Annotated in this window: 22 protein-coding genes and 1 tRNA gene; 12 read left to right on the top strand and 11 right to left on the bottom strand. The window is 68.7% G+C overall.

The window, feature by feature from the left end:
* Positions 1–146 precede the first annotated feature (146 nt).
* Positions 147–650 carry a helix-turn-helix transcriptional regulator gene (locus JOB34_RS09525; protein WP_208052506.1) on the top strand — a complete coding sequence of 168 codons (504 nt, stop codon included), beginning with the start codon at positions 147–149 and terminating at the stop codon, positions 648–650.
* Complete coding sequence (locus JOB34_RS09520) at positions 643–1800, top strand: site-specific integrase (RefSeq protein WP_208052505.1); 1158 nt, start codon at positions 643–645, stop codon at positions 1798–1800. Before JOB34_RS09525 ends, JOB34_RS09520 begins: the two co-directional genes overlap by 8 nt.
* 262 nt (positions 1801–2062) lie before the next feature.
* Here the strand turns inward: JOB34_RS09520 and JOB34_RS09515 are convergent.
* Positions 2063–2135, bottom strand: a tRNA-Lys gene (locus tag JOB34_RS09515).
* A 212-nt stretch (positions 2136–2347) separates the two neighbouring features.
* Here JOB34_RS09515 and JOB34_RS09510 point away from each other — a divergent pair.
* From JOB34_RS09510 to JOB34_RS09490, 5 genes are all read left to right on the top strand, one after another.
* Entirely contained in the window at positions 2348–3622 is a 1275-nt protein-coding gene (locus tag JOB34_RS09510) for an alpha/beta hydrolase-fold protein (RefSeq protein WP_208052504.1), read from the top strand.
* Between the two features lie 53 nt (positions 3623–3675).
* Positions 3676–6216, top strand: a complete 2541-nt coding sequence (locus JOB34_RS09505; protein WP_208052503.1) for a DEAD/DEAH box helicase — start codon at positions 3676–3678, stop codon at positions 6214–6216.
* A 79-nt stretch (positions 6217–6295) separates the two neighbouring features.
* Positions 6296–8704: a malto-oligosyltrehalose synthase gene (gene treY / locus JOB34_RS09500; protein WP_347813810.1), complete on the top strand. Its 2409-nt coding sequence runs from the start codon at positions 6296–6298 to the stop codon at positions 8702–8704.
* The gene (treZ, locus tag JOB34_RS09495; protein WP_208052502.1) at positions 8704–10437 is read left to right on the top strand and encodes a malto-oligosyltrehalose trehalohydrolase; all 1734 of its coding nucleotides are present in this window, start codon (positions 8704–8706) and stop codon (positions 10435–10437) included. The genes treY and treZ overlap by 1 nt, the downstream gene beginning before the upstream one ends.
* A 6-nt stretch (positions 10438–10443) precedes the next feature.
* Positions 10444–11070: a hypothetical protein gene (locus JOB34_RS09490; RefSeq protein WP_208052501.1), complete on the top strand. Its 627-nt coding sequence runs from the start codon at positions 10444–10446 to the stop codon at positions 11068–11070.
* Between the two features lie 121 nt (positions 11071–11191).
* Here the strand turns inward: JOB34_RS09490 and JOB34_RS09485 are convergent, their stop codons facing one another.
* From JOB34_RS09485 to pstS, 6 genes are all read right to left on the bottom strand, one after another.
* Complete coding sequence (locus JOB34_RS09485; protein WP_208052500.1) at positions 11192–11800, bottom strand: flavin reductase family protein; 609 nt, start codon at positions 11798–11800, stop codon at positions 11192–11194.
* Between the two features lie 303 nt (positions 11801–12103).
* Positions 12104–12370, bottom strand: coding sequence for a hypothetical protein (locus JOB34_RS09480; protein WP_208052499.1), 267 nt, complete (start codon positions 12368–12370; stop codon positions 12104–12106).
* 333 nt (positions 12371–12703) lie between these two features.
* Positions 12704–13480, bottom strand: coding sequence for a phosphate ABC transporter ATP-binding protein PstB (pstB, locus tag JOB34_RS09475; protein ID WP_208052498.1), 777 nt, complete (start codon positions 13478–13480; stop codon positions 12704–12706).
* A 32-nt stretch (positions 13481–13512) separates the two neighbouring features.
* Complete coding sequence (pstA, locus tag JOB34_RS09470; protein WP_208052497.1) at positions 13513–14466, bottom strand: phosphate ABC transporter permease PstA; 954 nt, start codon at positions 14464–14466, stop codon at positions 13513–13515.
* Positions 14463–15470: a phosphate ABC transporter permease subunit PstC gene (gene pstC, locus JOB34_RS09465; RefSeq protein WP_208052496.1), complete on the bottom strand. Its 1008-nt coding sequence runs from the start codon at positions 15468–15470 to the stop codon at positions 14463–14465. Before pstC ends, pstA begins: the two co-directional genes overlap by 4 nt.
* Positions 15471–15554: 84 nt before the next feature.
* Complete coding sequence (gene pstS, locus JOB34_RS09460; RefSeq protein ID WP_208052495.1) at positions 15555–16685, bottom strand: phosphate ABC transporter substrate-binding protein PstS; 1131 nt, start codon at positions 16683–16685, stop codon at positions 15555–15557.
* A gap of 413 nt (positions 16686–17098) precedes the next feature.
* Here pstS and JOB34_RS09455 point away from each other — a divergent pair, with 413 nt between their 5' ends.
* The 5 genes from JOB34_RS09455 (at position 17099) to dhaK (ending at position 21313) form a co-directional block, all read left to right on the top strand.
* The gene (locus JOB34_RS09455; protein WP_208052494.1) at positions 17099–17848 is read left to right on the top strand and encodes a LuxR C-terminal-related transcriptional regulator; all 750 of its coding nucleotides are present in this window, start codon (positions 17099–17101) and stop codon (positions 17846–17848) included.
* Positions 17849–17962: 114 nt separating this feature from the next.
* Complete coding sequence (locus JOB34_RS09450) at positions 17963–18823, top strand: class II fructose-bisphosphate aldolase (protein ID WP_208052493.1); 861 nt, start codon at positions 17963–17965, stop codon at positions 18821–18823.
* Positions 18817–19638, top strand: a complete 822-nt coding sequence (locus JOB34_RS09445; protein ID WP_208052492.1) for an HAD-IA family hydrolase — start codon at positions 18817–18819, stop codon at positions 19636–19638. Before JOB34_RS09450 ends, JOB34_RS09445 begins: the two co-directional genes overlap by 7 nt.
* Positions 19635–20321 carry a dihydroxyacetone kinase subunit DhaL gene (gene dhaL, locus JOB34_RS09440; protein WP_208052491.1) on the top strand — a complete coding sequence of 229 codons (687 nt, stop codon included), beginning with the start codon at positions 19635–19637 and terminating at the stop codon, positions 20319–20321. Before JOB34_RS09445 ends, dhaL begins: the two co-directional genes overlap by 4 nt.
* Positions 20318–21313, top strand: a complete 996-nt coding sequence (dhaK, locus tag JOB34_RS09435; RefSeq protein WP_208052490.1) for a dihydroxyacetone kinase subunit DhaK — start codon at positions 20318–20320, stop codon at positions 21311–21313. The genes dhaL and dhaK overlap by 4 nt, the downstream gene beginning before the upstream one ends.
* A 24-nt stretch (positions 21314–21337) precedes the next feature.
* On the opposite strand, the gene JOB34_RS09430 is transcribed toward dhaK, so the two are convergent.
* From JOB34_RS09430 to JOB34_RS09415, 4 genes are all read right to left on the bottom strand, one after another.
* On the bottom strand, positions 21338–22270 hold the full coding sequence (locus JOB34_RS09430; protein WP_208052489.1) for an NUDIX domain-containing protein: 933 nt from the start codon (positions 22268–22270) through the stop codon (positions 21338–21340).
* The gene (locus tag JOB34_RS09425; RefSeq protein ID WP_208052488.1) at positions 22267–24576 is read right to left on the bottom strand and encodes an RNA degradosome polyphosphate kinase; all 2310 of its coding nucleotides are present in this window, start codon (positions 24574–24576) and stop codon (positions 22267–22269) included. The genes JOB34_RS09430 and JOB34_RS09425 overlap by 4 nt, the downstream gene beginning before the upstream one ends.
* A 50-nt stretch (positions 24577–24626) precedes the next feature.
* Positions 24627–25529 carry a mycothiol synthase gene (gene mshD, locus JOB34_RS09420; protein WP_208052487.1) on the bottom strand — a complete coding sequence of 301 codons (903 nt, stop codon included), beginning with the start codon at positions 25527–25529 and terminating at the stop codon, positions 24627–24629.
* A gap of 80 nt (positions 25530–25609) precedes the next feature.
* Positions 25610–25831, bottom strand: coding sequence for a hypothetical protein (locus JOB34_RS09415; protein ID WP_208052486.1), 222 nt, complete (start codon positions 25829–25831; stop codon positions 25610–25612).
* Between the last annotated feature and the right edge of the window lie 4 nt (positions 25832–25835).

Below are 25835 nucleotides of genomic sequence, written 5' to 3'. Positions count from 1 at the left end.
GCACTCCGTCCGAGCTGATGATGTCATTGCTGGAGAGTCCTGTAACTCTCCCGATTGACAGAGTTGCACCGTTGGGATTTCTTGTCAAGCTTGGCAGTTCGTGTCATGATGAGTCATGACATGGCGGCGAGGGCTGAGGGGTAGCAGTGGGCAAGATTGAAGAACGGATTGGCGCGAACGTGCGGCAGGCACGGGAGGCGCTGGGGATTTCTCAGAGTGATCTCGGCGTGGACATGGAGGGCCTTCTCGGCAAGTCGTGGACGCGTCAAGCGGTCTCGGCAGCCGAGGCTGGCGGACGCGCATTCGCCGCGGCCGAGGTGGTTGCACTCGCGACTGCGCTGCTGATCAAGCCCGCTGACCTCTTCGAGCCGCGACTCGACACCGACCCAGGCGATGTCGTAAACGAGGTAATCGCCCGCGGCGCACGCTCGGCAGTCTCGGTGGCAGCGGTTCAACAGCGATACCAAAGCGAAGTGCGCGAGTTTGCGCGTGAACTCGCGGACGAGCACGCGTCCTTGCTCCCAGCGTTCAGCGATGCGCTCGCGGAATTGGAGCAGAAGCATGCAGACGGGTTGGGCCATAAGGACGAACTCAAGTTTGCCCACGACGTGAACGTACGTTTGGAGAAGACGAGGAAGAGTGATGGCTGACGCGACGCGGCCCGGCATGCGGGACGGTGTCATCAAGCGGGGGAGCACCTACTCCTACGTGGTGCGCGAGAAGGACCACGCGACGGGCAAGACCAGGCCCCGCTGGGTCGGAGGATTCCCCACGATCAGGGCGGCGAAGGAAGCCCGCGACAAGGCCCGCCACGACGTGCACCGCGGGACGTGGGTCCCTCCGCAGGACACGACCGTCAGCGCGTACCTCGACCGGTGGATTGTTGCGCATGCTGTGGAGCTGAAGCCGTCGACGGAGAAGTCCTACCGGGACAACATCGAGCGCTATCTGAAGCCCGCCATCGGGTCCGAGCGGCTGCAGGCACTGTCGCCGACCAGGCTGTCGGTGGTGTTCAAGGACCTACACGAGCACGGCGGGCAGGGCGGCAAGCCCTTGTCGCCGCGGACGGTGGAGTTCGCCCGGTCTGTGCTGCGGCGCGCTATGCAGGACGCGATGCTCGACCGGATCATCGAGGTCAATCCGGTTGTGGGGACGAAGCGGCCGCGGGTGCACAAGCCGAAGCACTCGACGTGGACCGGCGCTGAGGCGCACACATTCCTGGAGCACGTCGCCGGCGCTCGGTTCGAGGCGTTGTGGACGCTGGCCCTCGCGACGGGCATGCGCCGGGGCGAGCTTTGCGCCCTGCGGTGGTCCGATGTCGACCTAGAGGCCGGTGTCATCCACGTAGAGCGGTCGGTGACCGTACAGGCCACTACGCGCATCTACTCAACCCCAAAGAATCACGAGCGGCGGGACGTGACGATCGACGCGCGCACCGTGGCCGGGCTGAGGGCATGGCGCAAGACGCAGACCTCGGAGCGGCTCGCCTGGGGCGCCGCGTACGACGGCAGCGATCCGGTGGCCTTCACCTGGGAGAACGGCACCCCGGTCCCGCCGGACTACGTCTCCAAGGCGTTCATCGCCGCCCAGGCTGGCGCAGAGCTGGGTCGGTTGAAGCTGCACGAGGCGCGCCACACGCACGCGACGATTCTGCTGCGCGACGGCACCCCGGTGCACATCGTCGCGAAGCGTCTCGGGCACCGTGACCCTTCGGTGACTCTCAACGTGTACGCCGACGCTGTGCCTGACGACGACGGCCGCGCAGTGGATACGTTCTCCAGAGCGGTGTGGGGCGCATGAGCGAGACCGCGTAGGAATGGGCTTCCCGGGCCATCGCCGGACACGGCCCGATACCCGACCGAGTCCTATGTGACCTTGCGCACGACCTACGCGAGGCGTCGCAACGCACCGAGTAGGGGCGGCCCGCGCCCGGCGCCTCAGAAGAGCCTCGATGACTGCCCGCACGCCCGTTCGAGGCGGTTGTTAGCAGTTTGTTAGCAGAGACGCGCCAGGCGCCCGGCTCGAATCCCCTGCGTAGGGCTCTGGCCTGCGGTTATGTAGGTGGGCCCTCCGGGGCTCGAACCCGGAACCTACGGATTAAAAGTCCGCAGCTCTACCAATTGAGCTAAAGGCCCGTGACGCGTGTAGCGCCCCGACAGCGTAGTTGCACCCGTTCGCCGCCGCGAAACCCCGTGGCCGGGAACATCGCCGGGCTCACCGGGGGACGCCGCGCACGTCCCGACGAGGTCGCCGTTCATGCAGCGCGCACCCACCTTTTTCTCAGGTATCCGAGTGAGCATGTCGTCGTGCGCGACGAGGCGCGCAGATCGAGGCGGGGTCCCCTGAGATGTTGGAGCCGAACAGCGTGGCACTCGTGGTGCTGCTGTGGGTGTCGTTCGCGGCCGCGGTGGTCGCTGTCGTCGTGCTGTGGCCGAGACTGGCGCGGCGTCGTCCGCTGGCGCTGCTCGGCAGGCTCGGTACCCAGGTGGGTGCCTCGGCCCTGGTCGTGCTCGCGGCCGCGGCGACCCTCAATCAGCAGAACGGCTGGTACGGCACCTGGACCGATCTGGGTCGCGACCTGATGGGTACGCCGCCCTCGGTGCAGCGGGTGGCGGTGAAGGGTGACCTGCAGACGGCCGGGCAGTACAGCGCGAGTGCCGCCGCCGAGGCCGACCTGCGCGCGCAGCGGCTGTTCGGTCCGGAGCGCGCAGTGTTCGTGCGCGACGCGAAACTGCATGTCGCGCCCGGTCCGCACGGCCAGTGGGTGCACGTCGTCATCCCCGGTCTCGGCAAGGCGGCAGGGCGTGGCGCCGGGAAGGCGATGATCTGGCTGCCGCCCGCGTACGTCGACGGGCCCTCCCAGGCGACCTACCCCGTCATCGAGGCGTATGCCGGCATTCCCGGCAGTCCGGCGGACTACCAGAAGCGGATGGGCCTGCAGAACATCATCGTGCGAGCCCACCAGAAGTCCGGCCTGATCGAGCCGGTGGTCGTGGTGCCGGACTACACGCCGTCCGGCATCGACACCGAGTGCACCAACAGCGGCGGCATCGACATGGAGACCTGGCTCACCAAGACGGTCCCCGCGTGGACCGTGCGACACCTGCGGGTGCGTCCCGACAAGGAGTCGTGGTCCGTGATGGGCTTCAGCGCGGGCGGCTTCTGCGCCGAGGTGAGCGCGTTCCTGCACCCCCAGCAGTACGGGTCGGTGATGCTCTTCGGTACCTACAACAACCCCAGCTGGGGCAACTGGACGCCCTACGGTCGTCGGAGCATCTGGCCGGCGCGCTACTCCATGCTCAACGTCGTGCGACAGACCCCGCCCCCCGTCGACGTGTGGATCGAGGTGTCCGAGGGTGATCGCTTCGCGGGGCCCCCGAGCAGGAGTCTGATCAACGCTGCGCACGGGCGGATGTCGGTGACGTCGGTGTATCTGCCCGGGGCCGGTCACCGGTTCGACGTGTGGCAGGCGGTGATGCCGGTCGCACTGGAGTGGCTCAGCCACGCCGAGCCCGGCTTCCACGGGGTCATCGGGGACGGGGTGACACACGGCACGCCGCGTGCGCGCAGCGACGACCGTCTGGTGCTGCGCGGACGCAAGGAAGACGCGCGACCCGCCTGATCCGGCTGCCTGAGTGGTCCGCGGGGCGCTGCAGGTAGGGGAAACTGGGGGTGATGAACCTCCTCGACGCCCTTCCGCCCGACGCCGGGCCCGACGAGGTCTACGCCACGTTCACCACCTGGGCCACCCAGCAGGGACTGACGCTCTATCCGCATCAGGACGAGTCCGTCGTCGAGATCCTGGCCGGTGCCAATCTCATCCTGTCGACCCCCACCGGCTCCGGGAAGTCCCTCGTCGCCACGGGCGCGCTGCTCGCGGCGCTCGCCGACGACCGAGTGTCCTTCTACACCGCGCCCATCAAGGCGCTGGTGTCGGAGAAGTTCTTCGCGCTCTGCGAGGTCTTCGGCGCCGACCAGGTCGGGATGCTCACCGGTGACGCGTCGGTCAACGCCGACGCCCCGATCATCTGCTGCACCGCGGAGATCCTCGCCAACATCGCCCTGCGCGAGGGCGCGAAGGCGGACGTCGGCATGGTCGTGATGGACGAGTTCCACTTCTACTCCGAGCCCGAGCGCGGCTGGGCCTGGCAGGTGCCGCTGCTGGAGCTGCCGCAGGCGCAGTTCGTCCTGATGTCGGCGACGCTCGGCGACGTCGGGCTCTTCGAGCGCGAGCTGACCGCCCGCACCGGCAGGTCGACCGCCGTCGTCACCGGCGTCGACCGTCCGGTGCCGCTGTCGTTCTCCTGGGCGATGACCCCGATCCACGAGACGATCGAGGAGCTGCTCAGCACCCACCAGGCGCCGGTCTACGTCGTGCACTTCACCCAGGCCTCGGCGCTGGAGCGGGCCCAGGCGCTGCTGAGCATCACCATCACCAGCAAAACCGACAAGGAGCGCATCGCCGAGGCGATCGTCAACTTCCCCTTCTCGGCCGGTTTCGGCAAGACGCTCAACAAGCTGGTGCGCAACGGGATCGGCGTACATCACGCGGGGATGCTCCCGAAGTACCGCCGCCTCGTCGAGACCCTGGCCCAGGCGGGACTGTTGCAGGTCATCTGCGGCACCGACACCCTCGGTGTCGGCATCAACGTGCCGATCCGCACCGTGCTCTTCACCGGCCTCACCAAGTACGACGGGTCGCGCCAGCGGGTGCTGAAGGCGCGGGAGTTCCACCAGATCGCCGGCCGCGCGGGGCGCGCCGGCTTCGACACCAGCGGGTCGGTCGTCGTCCAGGCCCCGGAGCACACCGTGGAGAACGCCCGGGCGGTCGCCAAAGCCGGCGACGACCCCAAGAAGCTGCGCAAGGTGCAACGCAAGAAGCCGCCGGAGGGCTTCGTCAACTGGACCGAGGAGACGTTCGAGCGTCTCGTCGGCGCCGAGCCCGAGGCGCTGCAATCCCGGATGCGCGTCACGCACTCCATGCTGCTCAACGTCATCGCACGCGACGGCGACCCGTTCGCCGGTGTCCGCCGGCTCATGCGGGAGAACCACGAGGACCCGCGACGGCGGGCACGTCTGTCCCGCAAGGCGATCGACCTCTACCGCGAACTCCTGGCAGCGGGTGTCGTCGAGCGGCTGGACACCCCCGAGGTCGACGGACGCGGGGTGCGGCTCACGATCGACCTGCAGGACAACTTCGCGCTCAACCAGCCGATGGCGCCGTTCGCGCTCGCTGCGCTGGAGCTGCTCGACCCCGAGTCCGACGAGTACGCGCTCGACGCGGTCTCGGTGATCGAGGCCGTGCTGGAGGATCCCCGACCCATCCTGATGGGGCAGCGTTTCCGCGCCCGGGGCGAGGCGGTGGCCCGGATGAAGGCCGAGGGGATCGAGTACGACGAGCGGATGGAGCTGCTGGAGGAGGTCACCTGGCCCCGGCCGCTGGCGGAGCTGCTCGACGCAGCGTTCGAGACCTACCGGAGCAACCAGCCGTGGGTGGGCGACAACGCGCTCTCACCCAAAGCCGTCGTACGCGAGATGTATTCGTACGCGTGGTCCTTCGCCGACCTGGTCAAGCAGTACGAACTCAGCAGGTCCGAGGGGATCGTGCTGCGCTACCTCACCGACGCCTATCGCACACTGCGCCAGACGGTGCCGGACTCCCGCAAGACCCCGGAGCTGGCCGACCTCATCGAATGGCTCGGCGAGGTGATCCGGCAGACCGACTCCAGCCTCATCGACGAGTGGGACCGCCTGAACGATCCCGCCGCTCAGCTCCTCGACGCGACCCCCGCGCCGCCGCAGAAGCGGTCGATCACCAGTAATCCCAGGGCGTTCCGAGTCCAGATCCGCAACGCGATGTTCCGCAGGGTTCAGCTCGCCGCGCGTCGGGACATCGTCGCGCTCGCCGCCCTGGACCGGGACGCGGCTGCGGCCACCGAGCCGCCCACCGAGATCGTGATGGACGAGCAGGCGTGGGTCGAGGATCTCGCGGCGTACTTCGCCGATCACGACGAGATGGGAGCGGGGCCGGCAGCACGCGGGCCGGCATACCTGCAGATCCGCGAGGGTAAGGACACCTGGGAGGTGCGCCAGGTCATCGACGATCCCGCGGGTGACCACGACTGGGGCATCGATGCCCAGCTGCCCATTGCCGCGTGCGACGATGCGGGCACCGCGGTCGTCGTGGTCCTCGGCCTCAACCGGCTCGACCACTGAACGTGGTGGAGGCGACGAGCGCGCCGTGGCAGGTGCGGGCAGCATCGAGCGATCCGCGCAGCATTCAACCGGAGGACATGTGAGCCCGACCCCCACCGCCACCTATCGCCTGCAGCTGCACGCCGGTTTCACCTTCGCGGACGCAGCGAAGCAGACGGGCTACCTGCGCTCCCTCGGCGTCTCCCACCTCTACCTGTCGCCGATCCTGCAGGCGGCCGCGGGCTCGATGCACGGCTACGACGTCGTGGACCACTCGCGCATCAGCGCGGATCTCGGCGGGCTCGCGGGTTTCGAGGCCCTGGTGGCCGCGGCGCACGCGGACGACCTCGGCATCGTGGTCGACGTGGTGCCCAACCACATGTCGTTCGTGGCGCCCGAGAACGTCAATCACCCGGTCTGGGAGCTGCTGCGCGACGGACGCGACGCCCCCACCGCGGAGTGGTTCGACGTGGACTGGAAGGCCGGCGGCGGTCGTCTCGGCCTGCCGATCCTCGGGTCGTCGCTCCAAGAGGTGATCGACGCGGGGGAGATCACCCGTGACGAGCTCGACGGCGAGCCGGTGCTGCGCTACTTCGACCACGTCTTCCCGTTGGCACTCGGCTCGGAGCACATCGAGGACTGTGCCGCCCTGCTGGACCGGCAGCACTACCGGCTCGCGAGCTGGCGCGAGAAGGACGAGGTGCTCAACTACCGCCGGTTCTTCGAGGTCGACGGACTGATCGCCGTACGCGTGGAGCTCCAGGAGGTCTTCGACGCGACCCACGCGCTGCTGCTGCAGCTGCACCACCGCGGCCTCATCGACGGCTTCCGCATCGACCACCCGGACGGCCTCGCCGACCCGGTCGAGTACCTCGAGCGACTCACCCGCGCCTGCCGAAGTGGCACGCCGATCTGGGTGGAGAAGATCCTCGAGGGCGACGAACGCCTGCCGAGCAACTGGGCGTGCACCGGCACCACCGGGTACGACGGCCTGCGCGTGCTGCAGGCGGCCCTGACCGATCCCGTGGCCGCGCCAGTGATCGCGCAGGAGTGGGCCGCCACCGGCGGCGACGCCGACTTCGAGGAGGAGGTGCTCGCCGCGAAGCGTCAGGTCGTGGCGCAGTCGCTGGCTCCCGAGGTCGAGCGCCTCATCCGTCGGGCACGCGAGGCGCTGCCCGACCTGGAGACGGAGCCGCTGCGCGAGGCGATCGTGGAATTGCTCGTCGCCGGCGAGGTCTACCGCGCGTACGTGCGGCCGGAACACCGGATGAGCAGGGTCGCGCGCGAACGGTTGGCGGAGGCCTTCGGGCGCGCCATGGAGGCCCGGCCCGATCTCGCGGCCACGCTCGAGGCCCTCGTGCCCCTCACCGTGATGGCTGAGGACGACGACGCGGCAACGGATTTCGCGGTGCGCCTGCAGCAGACCTGGGGTCCGGTGATGGCCAAGGGCATCGAGGACACGACGTTCTACCGGTGGCATCGCCTCGTCGCGCTCAACGAGGTCGGTAGCGACCCGACCGTGCTCGGTGATGCCTCGCCGACGGCACTGCACGACTGGGCGGCGTGGCAGCAGGAGCACTGGCCGCACACGATGACCACCCTGTCGACCCACGACACCAAGCGCAGCGAAGACACCCGCGCACGCATCCTCGCCGTCGCCGGCGACCCCGCGGCGTGGTCCGAACTATCGCGGATCGCAAGAGAACTCGCCGTCACGGCGGATGTCGATCTGCCGACGGCGCACCTGGTGTGGCAGACCCTCCTCGGGGTCGGTGACATCGGTGACGAGCGGCTGGGCGGTTACCTGCAGAAGGCGCTGCGCGAGGCCAAGGAGCACACCGCCTGGGTCGACGGCGACGAGAAGTACGAGCAGCGCGTCATCGACTTCGCGACGACCGCGATGCGCGAGGGGCCACTGCACGATGCGCTGGATCGTGCCGTCGCCGCCAACGCCGGCGCGATCCGGGCCGTCACCCTCGGCGCGAAGCTGATCCAGCTGACGATGCCGGGGATGCCCGACACCTACCAGGGGTGCGAGTCCGTGGACCTGTCCCTGGTCGATCCGGACAACCGGCGCCCCGTCGACTACGCAGCACGCGCGCAGGCTCTGGCCGCTACGGACCGTTCCGACCTGGCTGTGGAGAAACTGCAGCTGGTGGCGGCCGTGCTCGCCGCGCGTCGCCGCGAGCCGGCCGCGTTCGGTGCCGAGTCGTCGTACACACCGGTCCAGTCCGACTCCGAACACGTGGTGGGGTTCGTACGCGCCCACGCACCGGGCTTGGTGTCCGGGGTGCTGCACCGTGGCCGTCGGGCCACGTTCGCGACCCTGGTGCTGCGCGCGCCCTCGCGGTGGGAGCGCGAGGGCGGTTTCACCGGTGAGACGGTGACCTTGGAGTCCGGCACCTGGACCGATCTGTTGAGTGGCCGGTCGTTCGATGTCGACGAACGCGTCACTGCGGCAGATCTTTTCGCTGGGACGCCTGTCCTCTTCCTGGAGAAGGTCGCCTGATGCCGAGCTTCGACGTGTGGGCACCGGCCGCCGAGCGCGTGGAGCTCGTGCTGCCGGAGGAGACGGTCGCGATGACGCGGGCGGGCGACCGGTGGACGACCGACCGTGCGGCGGCGGACGGCCAGCGGTACTCCTACCGGGTCGACGGCGCGGGACCGTTCCCGGACCCCCGATCCAGGTATCAGCCCGAGGGGCCGAACGGCCCGTCGCAGATCGTCGACCCGACGACCTTCGCCTGGACCGACAACGCGTGGCAAGGCGTTGCGCTCGAGACCGCGGTGATCTACGAGCTGCACATCGGCACCTTCACCGCGGATGGCACACTCGACTCGGCGATCGAGCGGATCGACCACCTCGTCGACCTCGGGGTGACGCTGGTCGAGCTGATGCCCGTCGCGACGTTCCCGGGCGACCGCGGCTGGGGCTACGACGGGGTCGACCTCTACGCGGTGCACGCGGCGTACGGCGGTCCGCAGGCCCTCGCGCGGTTCGTCGACGCCTGCCACGCGCAGGGTCTCGGGGTGTGCCTGGACGTCGTCTACAACCATCTGGGGCCCAGCGGCAACTACCTCTCGGAGTTCGGGCCCTACTTCACCGACCGGCACCAGACACCGTGGGGAGCAGCGGTCAACCTGGACGCTCCTGGTAGCGATGAGGTGCGCCGCTTCATCATCGACAACGCGCTGATGTGGTTCCGCGACTACCACCTTGATGCCCTCCGGCTGGACGCGGTGCACGCGCTGGTGGACGAGCGGGCTGTCCACATGCTCGAGCAGCTTGCCGCCGAAACCGACGATTTGGCAACGTCTTCGGGTCGACCCTTGACGCTCATCGCAGAGTCGGACCGCAACGACCCTGCCACCGTCACGGCCCGCGCCGACGGGGGAGACGGTGGTTTCGGTCTGGCGGGCCAGTGGGCGGACGACGTGCACCACACGCTGCACGTGCTGTTGACCGGGGAGTCGCAGGGCTACTACGCCGACTTCACCGACCCAGGTGCCTTCGCCAAGATCGGGCGCACACCGTTCTTCCACGACGGCACCTGGTCCAGCTTCCGCCAGCGTGACCACGGCCGGCCCGTCGTACCCGCCCTCACTCCGGGGTGGAAGTTCGTGGCCTCCCTGCAGACGCACGACCAGGTCGGCAACCGGGCCACCGGCGAGCGGCTGTCGCAACTGGTCGGCCGCAGCAGGCTGGCCGCCGGGGCGACGCTGCTGCTGACCCTGCCGTACACGCCGATGCTCTTCATGGGGGAGGAGTGGGGTGCCTCGACGAAGTGGGCCTACTTCACCGACCACCAGGAGCCGGAGCTTGCCGAGGCCGTCTCCGAGGGGCGCCGCAGGGAATTCGCCGAGCACGGATGGGGCGACGCGGTGCCCGATCCGCAAGCGGCCTCGACCGCTCATGACTCGACGCTCCGGTGGGACGAGGTGTCGCAGCCGGAGCATGCGCGGTTGCTCGAGTGGTACCGCGAGCTGCTCCGATTGCGTCGAGCGGTGCCCGCCCTCGCCGATCCCGCGCTGGGCGTGACCGACGTACGCCGTGACGGCGATGTGCTCACGTACGCGCGAGGCGGCTATACAGTCGTCGTCAATCTGTCTACCGCGGAGATTGCGCATCCTCTCGACGGGACTAGCCACCTCCTGGCTGGATGGGACGCCGAGGCCGGCGACGGCGTTTTGACCGTCGCGGCGGACGGATCAGCCATCTACGGACCTCTTATGGAGGAGTGAGATCGATTGTCCGACAATGATTCTCGCCCGCCACGGCGTCCTGCTCTGCGTTCGTCGGGAGAGTTGGAGGCGTACGCCGGTTCGAGTGATCCCGCGCAGTTGTCCGAGGCCGCGCACGAGACGGCATCCGCCCTCGTGGGCACGGGCCGGGCGGCGCACGACCCGCAGGTGACCGCGAAGCTGGTCAACCTGGTGGACGAGCTGGGCATCTCGACGCTGGCCGAACTGTGGGCGGACCGGCCGGCGACGAGTCTGCCCGGGGCTCTGTGGCGTCTCTACACGCTGCGGGAGTGGGTGCGTCGTGACCCGGTCGGCGCGGCGCGTGACTACGAGGCCGGCCGCGGGAGCGCGGAGGTCGCGCACGCGGTGGCCGGTTCGGCCGAGCCGCCGACGCCGGAGGCCCTCCAGCAGCTGACCGATCAGATCCTTGCGGGCGTCTTCGAGGGGGACCTGGCGGTCGCGCTCGAGCGGGCATCGGCGTTCTGCAGGGTCGTTTCCGTCGGCCGCGCCCACCGGGTCGACGACAAGGACAGCACGGCGTCCACACAGACCACTCGGGCGGCCGCGCTGCTCACCACCGCATCCGACCTGTCCCGCTGTGCCGCGCTGTGGAGGGCGGGCAAGCTCGACTGACGGCAGGCAGGCGGCAGGCGCGGTGCTGTACGACGCTGACGGCGTTTGCGTTCATTGACGGTGTTCGAACGCCGTCAACCGTCGCCAACGCCGTCAGCGTGCGGCTTCGTGATCCTGCCGGTCAGTCGAACTGGTGGATGTCCGACGGCGGTCCGGGCCGGTCGAGGCGGATGACCTCCGGGGGCATACCCCACTCGTTGATGCCCAGCCGCGACATCGGTGCCAGCCCCTCGAAGGTGGGGTGGTCGCCGTCCAGGATGTCCGGATCGATCGCGAACGCGGTCACCCGGCCGATGATCAGGGTGGAGTCGCCGAGCTGGAGCATGGTGTGCATCACACACTCGATCGACGCCGGCGAGGCGGCCACCCGCTGCGGCCGCACCGTGTCGCTGTCCTCCATGGTGAGGCCGAGCTCAGCGGCCTCGTCGTCCGCGGGGTCGAAGCGCGCCGAGCTGTTGTTGACGGCGTGCTTCAGCCGCTCGGTCGCGACGTTCACCACGAATTCGCGGGTCTCGCGCACGTTGCGGACCGTGTCCTTCTCGCCGACCGAGGAGAAGGCGACCATAGGCGGGTCGGCGCACACCACCGTGAAGAACGAGTGCGGCGCAAGGTTGCCGACACCTTCGCCGGACACCGTCGACACCCAGGCGATGGGACGCGGTACGACGAGCGAGTTGAGCAGCGGATAGGACTTGACGCCATCGTCACCAGGGCGCATCACGGTTCGCATGCCGTAACCGTATGCGCCGCCATTCCAGCCGGAATCGGCCGGACCCCGATGCGCGACCTGGACTGCTTCGTCCACAGACCGGCCCGGTGGGGAACATCCGAAGCGGTGACCCGGTTAGGCTCTGGTGTGCGTCGGGCCGCGGCAGCCCCGGGTCCCAAATAAAGCCGCTACGAGCGGCCACGCGCCGTGAGGCGCTCCCGGCCCGACGTGCACACTTCCTCGCCGGAGCGTCCTCCCTGCACCGCGTGTGGGGCGTTCGCAGCCTTGCTCAGGCCGTGGGGGACCGCCCCGACGGCGCACCCGTCAGTTGCGATGGTCGGTTGTTTTCAGCTTGACTTTGTGGGTGCCCTTGCAGGACTGCTCGTGGTCCTTGACGTCGGCCCTGGCCTTGTCCCGCGAGCGGCGCGCCCGGCCGCGCCAGTCGCAGCTCTTGCAGAATCCGTAGGCGAAGCTGCCGTCGTCCTTGGTGGAGCTGTCGGGCTCGACGACAGGGGCGGGATCCTCAGAAGAAGCTGACTTCTTCCGCTTCTTCTTGTCCTTGTCCTTTTCCTTGGACTTGTCCTTCGCCACCCCGCAATTGTGCACGCCGCTGCGGCCTGCCCGTCACGGCCCGTAGGCCGAGGTGTGGGTTCTGCGTTCTCGGCCAGTGCTGCCGCCCTGCCCACCGACGCAAACCGCGCACACCGTCGTACGTCGCTCGGCCCGTGGGGGTTTTGCGTTCTCGGCCAGTGCTGCAGCACTGGCCACCGACGCAAACCGCGCACCTCGCTATACATAGGAGGGCTGCGGCGGAGCGCTGCTCCTGACGAGGTCAGCCGCGCCTTCTCGGCTGACCTTCGTCGCGCTCCGCTGCGGGCGGGACCTCGCTTCGCTCGGCCCACCCTTCGCTGCGCGCTCCTCAGGTCAGCCGAAGCGACCGGAGATGTAGTCCTCCGTCGCACTCACCTCGGGGTTGTTGAAAATCTTCTGGGTGTCGTTCATCTCGATCAGGCGACCCGGCTTGCCGGTCGCAGCGAGGTTGAAGAACGCCGTCTTGTCCGACACCCGCGACGCCTGCTGCATGTTGTGGGTGACGATGACGATCGTGTAGCGGTCCTTCAGCTCGGTGACCAGGTCCTCGATGGCCAGCGTCGAGATGGGGTCGAGCGCCGAGCACGGCTCGTCCATCAGCAGCACCTGCGGCTCCACCGCGATGGCCCGCGCGATGCACAGCCGCTGCTGCTGACCACCGGACAGGCTGGCCCCGGGCTTGCCGAGACGGTCCTTGACCTCGTTCCACAGGTTGGCGCCGCGCAGCGACTGCTCGGTCTTCTCCTCGAGCAGCTTCTTGCCCTTGATGCCGTTGAGCCGCAGACCCGCCGTCACGTTGTCCTGGATGGACATGGTGGGGAAGGGGTTGGGCCGCTGGAAGACCATGCCCACGGTGCGACGTACGCCGACGGCATCCACGCCGGGCGCGTAGAGGTCGGTGTCGTCGAGCAGCACCTTGCCTTCGACATGGCCACCGGGGGTCACTTCGTGCATCCGGTTGAGGGTGCGCAGGAAGGTCGACTTGCCGCAGCCCGACGGCCCGATGAAGGCCGTCACGGATCGCGGCTCGATCGTCATCGTGACGTCTTCGACGGCCTTGAAGGCGCTGTAGTAGACGTTCAGGTCCTGAACGTCGATTCGCTTGCCCATGAGGTTGATTCAATCGCTTTCGTCGAGGTAGGTCAGCGCTTGACCCGGGTGAGGCGACCGATGAGCCGGCCGAGCAGGTTGATGGCGAGGACGAGCAGGATGAGGGTCAGAGCACCACCCCAGACGCGGTCCGCCGAGACCGGGATGTTGATGTAGGCGGATTGGTTGTAAACCAGGGTCGGCAGCGAGGCGATGCCGGACGAAGCCGCTGGGTTGTAGGTCAGATACTGGAAGTACGTCGTGAGGAACAACCACGGAGCGGTCTCGCCCAGAACACGTGCCAGGCCGAGCAACGCGCCGGTGATGATGCCGGAGACGGCGGTGGGCAGGACCACCCGCACGACGGTTTTCCACTTGGGCACGCCGAGCGCGTAAGACGCCTCGCGCAACTCGGTCGGGACCAGCTTGAGCATCTCCTCGGTGGACCGGGTCACCACCGGGATCATCAACATCGTGAGGGCAAGCGCGACACAGATCGGCACGAGCTTCTGCTGCAGCGTGGTCACCCACACAGCGAAGACGAAGAGCGCGGCCACGATCGACGGGATGCCGCTGAGGATGTCGACCATGAAGCTGACGACCCGGGCGATGCGCCTGTTGAGAGCGCTGCCCGTGCGGCCGTACTCGACCAGGTAGATCGCGGTGAGAACCGCGATTGGGATTGCGATGACCGAAGTCAGCAGACCGATCTCGATCGTGCCGACGATCGCGTGCCGCGCGCCACGGATGTTCGTGTCGTTGAGGGGCAGGGCGCCAGACTGGTCCTTCTGCCACCACGTGGCGGACGCGATGGAGTGCCACCCCTTGGAAACGACGATCCACAGGATCCAGACCAGCGGGATGAGCGCGATGAGAAAGGCGGCCCACACGAGCGCGGTCGCCGCGACGTTGCGCACCGCGCGGCTACTGGAGCGGCCCGTGTCGAGGCCAGGGAGCGTCTCCCGGGAGCTCGTGGCGGGGCTGCTGCCCTGGTTCATGGTGCTCATTCGGAGAACTCCTTGCGTCGCTCGACGATCACTCGAGCGATCGCGTTGACGATGAACGTCAGGATGAAGAGCACCAGCCCGGCGGCGATCAGCGCTCCCATGGCGTCGGCGTTGTTCTGGTTCTCGGGCGCGTCACTTGCGATCTGCGAGGCAAACGTCGCCCCACCGTTCATGAGCGATGCAGTGAACCGCTGACCACCGGGCAGCGCCGTCAAAATGAAGAGCACCGCGACGGTCTCGCCGAGCGCCCGTCCCAGGCCCAGCATGGAGGCGCTGATCACTCCGGGACGGCCGAACGGCAGGACTGCGGTGCGGATCATCTCCCAGCGGGTGGCGCCGAGGGCGAGGGCGCCCTCTTTGTGGGTCACCGGCGTCTGGGCGAAGACCTCGCGGGACAACGCGGTGATGATGGGCAGGATCATGACGGCCAGTACGACGCTCACCATCAAGATCGTGGCTCCACCGGTGACCCCTGGGACCTTCTTGAAGAGTGGGATCCAGCCGAGCCAGTCCTGCAGGAAGTTCTGCACGTTCACGAACTTGGGGGCGACGACGTAGATACCCCAGATGCCGTAGACGATCGATGGCACGGCGGCCAGCAGGTCGATCAGAACCGCCCCGATCCGCGCCAGCCATGACGGTGCGTAGTGCGTGAGGAAAAGCGCGATGCCGATGGAGAACGGCACAGCGATCAGGAGTGCGACGACCGAGGAGACGACCGTCGTCCACAGCAGCTGGGCGATACCGAAACGCTGGTTGGCGGCGTCGAACTCGCGCGAGGCGAGGAAATTGACGTGGTCCTTGCCGATGGCCGGGATGGCCTGAGCCAGCAGAAAGAGGCCCACGAGGGCAACCACTACGACCACGAGCAGCCCGGCGCCCATCGCCAGACCACCGAAGACCCGGTCACCCTTGGTGCCGGTCGAGGCCCCGGCGCCGGAGTTCGGTCCGTCGGACGGGTCGGACAGTTCGTCGCCGACAGAGACTCCGGTGATAGATGACATGAGTTCCTTGGGGCGTGGGATATGTGGGAGGGGCCGGTCGGGCTCCGCGAGATCCCCCCAGAGTCTCGCGGAGCCCGGGTCCGATCAACCGATGGCGTTGATCGCCGTGACGACCTTGCCCTGGATGGCCGAGGGGAGCGGCGCCGATCCGACGGTGGAGAGCTTGCCCTGGAACTCCGGTGAGACCAGGTAGGACAGGAACGACTTGACGGCCTTGCCGGTGGTCGCGTCCGCGTACTTGCTGCAGACGATCTCGTAGGTCACCAGGACGATCGGGTAGGTCCCGGCGGCCTTGGTGGCGTAGTCGATCTTCAGCTTTAGGTCATTGCCGGTGCCGGCGATCGTTGCTGCCTCGGCCGCCTTGCTGGCAGTGGCCGCGGTCAGTGCGACCGCTCCGCCCCCATTGTCGACCTGGGCCATCGGCAGGTTGTTGGTGATCGCGTAGGACCACTCGACGTACGTGATGCCGCCGTCGGTCGCCTTGACGGCCGAGCCGACGCCCGCGCTCTTGGGCTTGCCCTGGCCGACCTTGCCGGCCCACGCCTTGGCGTGCTTGGCGGTCCAGTCGGTGGGGTCGGTGGTGTTCATGTAGTTGGTGAAGTTGTCGGTGGTGCCCGAGGAGTCGGAGCGGAAGAACACCGAGATCGGGGTGTTCGGCAGCGTGACGCCCTTGTTGGCGGCAGCGATGGCCGCGTCGTTCCACTTGGTGATCTTGCCGCTGAAGATCTTCGCGATCAGCGTCGGCGTGAGGGTCAGCTTGCCGACGCCCTTGAGGTTGTAGGCGACCGCGATCGGGCCGACGACCATCGGCAGGTCCCAGGCGGTGGAGCCGCACGCAGCGGCGGCCTTGGCGGGCTCGCCCTTCTCGGAGTTGAGGGCGGAGTCCGAACCGGCCCAGCCGACCTGCTTGGCGAGGAACGCGGTGATGCCCTGGCCTGAGGAGGTCGGTGCGTAGTTCACCTTGGCGCCGGAACACTTGCTCGCGAAGTCGGTGGTCGCCAACTGCATGGCGTTGCCCTGGGCCGTCGAGCCCTGGCCGCTCAGGCTGCCGCTGAAGCAGCTGCTGTCAGCGGTCTTGGTGCCGGCCGCGACACTCGAGCTGGAGGACGAGCCGGAGCCGGTCGAGCCGTTGTTGGAGGCGCTGCCGCAGGCGGTCAGGGCGAGCGCGGCGGCAACGGCGACACCGCTGGCGCGGCCGATGGACGTGATCTTCACTTCGAGGGACCTCTCGGGTCGGGCGACATAGACACGAACGAATGGCGGACCCGATCGGCCCGACGAGATCGCACGCTAAGGAGACCGGGTGACCCGTTGGCCCCTACCGGGTGAACGCCGGGTGAACGACACCTATCGATCGGGCGGCGTCGACACCGACACCGGGAGACGGCGAGGTATATAGGTGGTCAAGCGAAAGCGTCCGGCAGGAGTCGGAACGCCGGTCGGGGACGGGCGCGACGCACCGACGCCACCCGAGCGGTCCGGCCCGGTCGGGGCGGCGCGACCCAGGAATCGGGAAAGCCCGGGTCGCCCGCAGACCGCTCCTCTAGAATCGGCTGGTGCTCAGCGGAGAGCCACGATCCCGCGTCTGCGATGACGGGGGATTCTCTGCGGTCCGGAGCCGTCTCGGGTTGGACGTAGAGGCCGCGCAGCTGTACGCCGACGTGCGTTCGACCCCGTTCCTGCGCCGCCTGCTCGCGCGCAGCGGCTCCCTGTTGAGGACCAGTGCGGGCAGCATCTCGCTGGTCGACCAGGACCATCAGCGCTATCACAAGGTCGCCGAGCGGGGAGCGCTGTGCCGGCTGGGCCAGGCCTTCTCGCTCGACGAGGGCGTGACGGGGCGGGTGGTCGCCCGCCGGGGCCCCGTCCTGCTGAACCGCTATGCGGACGTGGCATCGGGTCATCTGGCGACCGACCACCCCGCGCACGGGGGATCGGTGCTTGCCGTACCGATCTGGTGGCGCGGTGAGGTGATCGCGGTGAACGTGGGCTTCGCGGGCGTACGTCGAGCATTCAGCGTCGCCGAGGTCGACGCTCTGGAGATGTTGAGTCAACTGGCTGCGGCCGGACTCGTGCAGGGTACGAGCTATCCGTCGGTGAACGCCCCGGAGGATCGCGTCCAGCCGACGGTCGAGACCGCCGAGGCTCGCTCGGACGCTCACCGACCCGGGGCGTCGCCGTCACCGTTCACCGCACGCGAAGAGGAGGTCGCCGTCCTCCTGTCGCACGGCTACCGCGACCGCGACATCGCGACGACGCTGTCGATCTCCCCCCGGACGGTGGAGAAACATGTCGCCGCCGTGCTGCGCAAGGTGGGCACCTCCAGCCGCACGTCCGCCGTGGTCCGTTGTCTGGCGCAAGGCTGGGTCGCGGCGCCATGAACCTCATGGGGTGAATGGGGGATTTCCCCCATGTGGACGCGGCCCCGGGCGGCTTGACTGGTCGCACGCGCGGCTCCTCGCTGAGCCGCCGACCCGATAGGGAGGCATACCCGCGTGGCAGTCGTTTCGTTGCAGGACACGCTCGCCCATTCGCTGAGTGCCAGGTACGGCGTGCCGGCGTTCAACATCCTGAACGACCTGACCATCGAGGCGGTGTTGGCGGCGGCCGTGCAGGAGCGGTCGCCGGTCATCCTGCAGACCTCGGTCAAGACGGTGCGCCAGTACGGCAGCGAGCAGCTCTACGACATCTTCCGGACGCTGGTGCGCGGCGTCGACGTGCCGGTCACCCTGCACCTGGACCATTGCCCGTACCGGGACGTCATCTCCGACTGCCTGCGACGCGGGTGGAACTCCGTGCTGTTCGACGCACACGAGCTGGACGTGGAGGAGAACGTGCGCCAGACCACCGAGGTGGTGGCCGAGGCCCGGGCGACCGGCGCGCACGTCGAGGGTGAGATCGAGGGCATCCAGGGGGTCGAGGACGGCGTCGGTTCCGACGACAAGCCGGAGTCGATGTCGTTGGAGGTCGCGACCGACTTCATCCAGCGGACGGGTGTGCAGTGTTTCGCGCCCGCGATCGGCAACGCGCACGGCCAGTACACCTCGGCGCCCGTCCTGGACCACCAGCGAGTGTCGGACCTGGTCGAGGCGACCGGCGTCCCCATGGCGCTGCACGGCGGAACGGGCCTGTCGACCGCCCAGTTCCAGGACCTGATCGCGCGCGGATGCGCGAAGGTCAACATCTCCACGGCGCTGAAGGAGACCTTCATGAAGTCGGGGCTGAGCTTCCTGACCGAGACCGAGAAGCGCGGCACGTGGGACCCGCCCTCCCTCTTCGCCGCCCAGAAGCAGGCCGTGGTCGACATGGCGGTGCAGCACATGCGAGATTTCCGCAGCTCGGGTCAGGCATGGTGAGTCCCGCCCTGATCTTCGACTGCGACGGAGTGCTGGCCGACACCGAGCGCGACGGGCACCGGCCGGCGTTCAACGCCATGTTCGACGAGCTGGGTGTCCCTGCCCACTGGGACGAGCAGGAGTACGGCGAGAAGCTGCGGATCGGTGGCGGTAAGGAGCGGATGGCCAGCCTCTTCGAGGACCCGCAGTTCGCCCGCCGGTTCGCAGTGCCGCCGAGCAAGGACGCGCAGGCCGAGCTGCTGTCCACATGGCACCAGGCCAAGGGTGTGCATTTCCGGCGTCTGGTCTCCGACGGAGCGGTGCGACCACGACCGGGCATCACCCGCATCATCACCGCGGCGGTGCAGGCCGGTTGGACGGTCGCCGTCGCCTCGACCTCGGCGCGCCCGTCGGTGTACGCCGTCCTGGAGGCGGCCGTCGGGCACGACCTCGCTGACGCGATCCCCATCTTCGCCGGTGATGTCGTGTCCGCGAAGAAGCCCGATCCGCAGATCTACCTGTTGGCCGTCTCGGAGCTCGGCCTGGAGCGGGACCAGGTCCTCGTCATCGAGGACTCGCGCAATGGACTGCGGGCAGCCGTCGGGGCCGGCCTGCGTTGCCTGATCACGACGAGCTCCTACACCCGCGAGGAGGACTTCTCCGAGGCATGCCTGGTGATCTCCTCGCTGGGGGACCCGGGCGGTCCGCCGCTCGACGTACTGGCCGATCGAGCCGGCGTCCCCATCGGGGATTTCGTCTCACTCGAGGACCTCCGGGCGTGCATCAGCGGCGTGAACACCGCATCGACAGGACCGACCAAGGGAGACAGTGCATGACCGGCACCTCACAAGACCAGGTGGCCCTGGTGGTCAGGTCCATCGCCCGGACAGTCGTCGAGAACGAGAAGTACTTCGGCGATCTGGACGCGGTGGTGGGCGACGGCGACTTCGGCTACTCCCTCGCGCGCGGCTTCGAGAAGGTCCTCGAAGGATGGGACGACTTCGACCGGTCCGATTCCGGCGCGTTCCTCAAGAAGGTCGGCGTCACCATCACCTCTCGGATGGGCGGCACCTCGGGTCCCATCTGGGGCACTGCGTTCCTTCGTGCCGGTGCCGCCGCGGGGGATGGGGAGATCGACGGCGCGACCGTCGTGGCCATGCTTCGGGCGGCGGTCGAGGGCATCAAGGCGCGGGGCCGGTCCGACGTCGGCGACAAGACCCTCCTCGACACCCTCGTGCCGGTGACCGATCGCATCGAGCAGGAGGTCGGGTCCGGCGCGGACAGTGCGGCCGTGGTGGCCGCCGTAGCGCAGACGGCGAAGTCGTCCGCCGAGGCGACCAGCGACATGGTCGCGCGCCGTGGCCGTGCGTCGTACACCGGCGAACGCAGCCGGGGCTCGGTCGATGCGGGAGCCATGGCGCTCGCCGTGATCGCCGAACAGCTCAGCAGGGCTTGGGTCGGCCGGGACGAACCCGGAGCCACCACCACCAATGAGAACGACCAAGGAGTGACGCTGTGAAGAAGTTCGTCAACGACCCCCAGCAGTTCGTGCCGGAGATGCTCGAGGGCCTGGCGCTGGCCAACCCGGACACGCTCGTCTACGACCCGGCGTACAACCTGATCAGGCGTGCGGATGCGCCCCGGTCGGGCAAGGTCTCGATCGTGCAGGGTTCCGGATCGGGTCACGAGCCGGCCCACGTGATGATCGTCGGCAAGGGCATGCTGGATGCGGCGTGCCCCGGCGACGTCTTCGCGGCCCCGCCGATGGACTACGTGCTGGAGACCGCCAAGAAGGTGGCGTCCGACAAGGGCGTGCTGCTCCTGGTCAACAACTACACCGGTGACCGGATGGCCTTCGAGATGGCCAAGGAGATGGCCGACGCCGAGGGCGTGGCCACGGAGATCCTCTTCATCGACGACGACGTGGCGGTCAAGGACTCCACGTACACCACGGGGCGCCGCGGGGTGGCCGGCAACTTCTTCGTCATCAAGGCGGTGGGGGCCGCGGCCGAGAACGGCGCCGACCTGGCCGAGTGCGTCCGCATCGGGGAGAAGGTCAACAGCGTCACCCGCACGATGGGCGTGGCCCTCACCGCCTGCACGCCACCGGCCAAGGGGTCGCCGCTGTTCGAGCTGGAGGACGACAAGATCGAGATGGGCGTCGGTATCCACGGCGAGCCGGGTCGCGAGCGGCAGCCGATGCGCAGCGCGGACGAGATCACCGACGAACTGCTCGACGCGATCGTGACCGATCTGCCGTTCGAGTCGGGGAACAAGGTGGCCCTGATGGTCAACGGTCTCGGTGGTACGCCGATCAGCGAGCTCTACATCGTCTACCGCCACGCCCACCGGCGGCTGGCGGAGCAGGGCATCGAGGTCGCGCGCAGCTACGTCGGCGAGTACTGCACCTCGTTGGACATGGCGGGTGCATCGATCACCCTGGTGCAGCTGGACGACGAGATCACCGAGCTGCTGGACGCTCCGGCCGAGGTGGCCATGCGTATCTTCTGACCCTGCGCGGGCTCGCGCAGCCGTTCAGGGCCGGTTGCGCTCCACCGACACCACGCGCGCCGCCTCTCCCACATCCACCATCTGGCAGATGAGGGCCTCGCCCTTCTCCAGTCCGTCGCGCGCCCGTTCCAACAATGTCGTGCAGGCCGCGCCGGGAGTCGCCTGCCCCGCGAGGCGATGCAGAAGTGCGGGCAGGACGGGGCGGTGGGTGCACAGCGCCGTGAACTCACCGCGATCCAAAGCCCGCTCCAGGTGGCGCACGGCACGCCCCGGTTCGTTCGCGAAGACCTCCTCGGACAGCCCGCGCTTCTCCTTGATCTGCAGATGGTGAGCGTGCGCGAAGGGGGCGACGGTTGCGGTGCACCGCGCCGACGGAGAGGAGATTAGGCGGTGCACGCCGTACGCGCCGAGCGCCGCAGTGAGCGCGGCAGCACGTTTCTTGCCCTGCTGAGTGAGCGGCCGGTCCGTGTCGGAGCGGTCCCACGACGAGCGTGACACCGCGTCGCCGTGTCGGACCACCACGAGCACCCAGGTGCGCAGCGCGCCCCGCCGATCGGCGTCGAGTAGGGCCTGGAGTTGCAGCGAGTCCCGTGCGTAGGTCAACCGTTCACGCGCCGCCGGCGGGGTCAGCCACTCGACCCTGTCGATCTCGTTCTCCAGGGTGCCCGTTCCGCCGACGGCCTGCGCCGCCCAGTAGCGCACCTCTTTGAGGCTGCCGTCGCGCAGCCCGTAGACAGCGCGCGGCAGGGGGATGCCGAGGCGCGGGCGCAGCCCCGTCTCCTCCAGGACCTCCCGCGCGGCGGCACCGGCCCAGCACTCGCCGGGGTCGAGCTTGCCCTTGGGCCAGGACCAGTCGTCGTACCGGGGCCTGTGCACCAGGGCGACCTGCAGGACCCCGCTCTCACGGCGCCAGACGAGCGCGCCGGCAGCCGGCTGCCCACCGCCCTGTGCGGTCACCGACGTCGCGCCTTCTTGCGGCGCTTCGCGTAGGTGTCGATCAGATGTTGCTGCAGGTCCCGCAGCGGTGCGCCGTTCTCGTCGAGGTTGTGCCGCTCCCACCGCCCGTCACCGTGCAATGCCCACGACGAGGTCTCGTCGGCGACGCCGAGGTCGAGCAGGTGTCCGAGCGTCGCTACGTGGCGCGGCGTCGTGATGCGTACCATCGCCTCGACCCGCCGGTCCAGGTTGCGATGCATCATGTCGGCACTGCCGATGAAGATGACGTCGTCCTCGCCCTCGATCTGGAAACGGAAGACGCGGGAGTGCTCCAGGAAGCGGCCGAGCACCGAGCGCACCTTGATGTTGTCCGACAGACCCTCGATGCCCGGGCGCAGCGAGCAGATGCCGCGGACCCAGACGTCGACCCTGGCGCCGGCCTGGGACGCGCGATAGCAGGCGTCGATGATCTGCTCGTCGACCAGGGAGTTGACCTTGATCTGGATGCGGGCGTCCTTGCCGTCACGGGCGGCGTCGGCGACCTTGCTCATTCGTTCGACCAGGCCGGTGCGCACCGAGCGCGGCGCGACGAGGAGCCGGCGGAACTTGGCCCGCGGCGCCATCCCGGACAGCTGGTTGAACAGCCGGGACAGGTCCTCGCCGACCTCGGGGTCGCAGGTGAGGATGCCCAGATCCTCGTAGAGCCGGGCCGTCTTCGGGTTGTAGTTGCCGGTGCCGATGTGGCAGTAGCGCCGCATCGACTCACCCTCCTGGCGTACGACGAGGCACAGCTTGGCGTGCGTCTTCAGCCCCACCATCCCGTAGACCACGTGCACGCCCGCGCGCTCCAGCTTGCGCGCCCAGGTGATGTTGTTCTCCTCGTCGAAGCGGGCCTTGAGCTCCACCACCGCGAGCACCTGCTTGCCGGTCTCCGCGGCCTCGATCAGGGCATCGATGATGGGGGAGTCGCCGGACGTCCGGTAGAGGGTCTGCTTGATCGCGAGTACGTTGGGGTCGGCCGCGGCCTGCTCGATGAACGCCTGCACCGAGGTCGAGAACGAGTCGTAGGGGTGGTGCAGCAGGATGTCGCCGCCGCGCATCGCCTCCAGGACGTCGGACTGGGCCGACCGCTCGATCGGCGCCAGGTCCGGGTGCACCATGGCCACGAACGGCGGCCAGCGCAGCTCGGACCGGTCCAGGTCGGCCACCGCGTTCAGGCCACGCAGATCCAGCGGCTCGGGGAGGCGGTAGACCTCCCGCTCGTGCACGCCCAGCTCGCGGACCAGCAGGTCCATCACGTGGTCGTCCATGTCGTCGGCGACCTCGAGGCGGATGGGTGGCCCGAACCGGCGCCGGGTCAGTTCCCGCTCCAGCGCGGTGAGCAGGCTCTCCGCGTCGTCCTCCTCGACCTCGAGGTCCTCGTTGCGCGTCACCCGGAAGGTGAAGTGCTCGCGTACCTCCATACCGGGAAAGAGCGCGCCCAGGTGCTCGGCGATGACGTCCTCGATGGCCACGAACCGGGTGTTGAAGAGGGGATCCTCCCCTTCGTCCGGCTCCAGCTCGATCAACCGCGGCAGCAACGGCGGCACCTTCACGCGGGCGAAGTGCTCGCGCTCCGTCTTGGGATTGATCAGGATCACCGCGAGGTTGAGCGACAGCCCGGAGATGTACGGGAAGGGGTGCGCCGGGTCGACCGCCAGCGGGGTCAGCACCGGGTAAATCCGGGACTGGAACAGGTCGCCGAGGTGGGCGCGGTCTGAATCGGTGAGCTCCGCGGGCCGCAGGATGCGGATGCCCTCGTCCTGCACGGCCGGCCGCAGCTGCTTCTGGAAGAGCTGCGCGTGTACCTGCATCAGCTTGTGAGCGGCGTGCGAGATCTCATCGAGCACCTCACGGGGCTCCAGGCCGGAGGCGGAGCGCACGGCGAGGCCCGTGGCGATCCGGCGTTTGAGGCCGGCCACCCGCACCATGAAGAACTCGTCCAGGTTGCTGGCGAAGATCGCCAGATAGCGAATTCGCTCGAGCAACGGGACGGCCGGGTCGGCCGCCAGCTGTAGGACGCGTTCGTTGAACTGCATCCAGGAGATCTCCCGGTCAAGGAACCGGTCGTCGGGCAGCTCCTCGTCCTGGGGATCGAACTTCAATTCTGGCGCGACGCGGACGAAACGGCCGTTCGCGCCGCGGGCACGGGCATGCGCGCCGGCCGAACGCCGAGCGAGGCGCACCAGGTTGGCGTCGCTGGATGTCGAGTGGTCGATGTTCTGGTCGTCGTCCTGCACCGGACTGTCGTCGACGCGGTGGGACGTGGCTCCGGGCTGGGATTCCATGGCGCGATCCTCCCACGGGCGGTCACGCCTGGTCACCGGTCGATTCGGGGCTACAGCGCGTACATCACGTCCGCGCTGGCCTTGTCGAAACCCCACCCGCGATAGGTGGCGATCGCCGGCGCGTTGTCGCCCTCGACGTAGAGGTCGATGGTGCGCACTCCGGCCGCTGCCAGGTGCGCCAGGCCCAGTGCGGTGACGGCCCGGCCGAGCCCGCGACCCTGGTACGCCGGGTCGACGGCGACGACGTAGACCTCGCCCTCCGCGGCGCCGGGCGGCTCGATCTTGGTCCAGTGCGAGGCGGCGAGGACGGGCCGCTCCCCGGTGACGTCCTCGATGAGCAGTAGCCCGGTGGGATCGAACCAGTCCTGGTCCATCCGCTCCCGCAGGTCCGCCAGGGTCATCCGGCCCTGTTCGGGGTGGTGGGCGAACGCGCGTGCGTTGACCCCGAGCCATGCCTCGTCGTCCGCACCCGGCTCGAAGTGGCGCGAAGCGAATCCAGTTGGCAGAGATGGCTCTTCGATCCCCGGCTCACCGTCCACGGGTCGTGCCATCTTCCACAGCTCGCGCACCACGTGCAGCCCGTGGCTGGCGGCCAGTGAACGGGCGGTCGGCAGGTCGCCGTGTGCCCAGACCCGCGCGGCACCCTCCTCGCTCACCTGGTTGACGACGAGGTCCAGCAGGCTGGCGCCGTATCCGTTGCGCCGGTGATCGGGTCGCACGACCAGCTCGTACGACGCGCGGCTCGCGTCGGAGACCGCGATCGCGATCAGCTCACCGTCCACGTCGTGCCACACCATGGCAGGCCCCTCTCCGTCAGGGGACTCGCCGTCGGGTGCGCCGTGCCGGGCATTCAGCAATGTCTGCTCCGAGAGCGGGGCCACGCCGTCGACCTCCTGGGCCGCGCGCGCGAGATCGGGCAGTTGGGCGCGGACCTGCTCCGCGGTGAGGGTCATACCGGCGATTCCACCAGACGGTCGTCGTGACGTCGATCGCCGCCCGGAAACCGCTTCCTCACATCGCGACCGGGAAGCCGTCAGCGATGGTGGTCGGGCCGCGGACCCCGCAGTGCAGCCACCAGGGCGGCTTCACGAAGCACCAGCGCCTGGAATCGCGGATTCAACGCGCCCGCCTCGTCGGTGATGTCCGCCCCCGGCATCTGACGTATCGCCGACTCCACCTGCGCCAACTCCGACATCAGCTCGCGCACGGTGAGCGTGGCCAGGTCTTCGGTATGGGACCCGACCCGCGGCGACACGTCG

Source organism: Allobranchiibius sp. GilTou38 (genome assembly GCF_017565325.1).
GTDB classification, from domain to species: Bacteria; Actinomycetota; Actinomycetes; order Actinomycetales; family Dermatophilaceae; genus Allobranchiibius; species Allobranchiibius huperziae.
The sequence above is the reverse complement of the archived record's forward strand: the minus strand, read 5'-3'. Positions and strand labels throughout refer to the sequence as shown.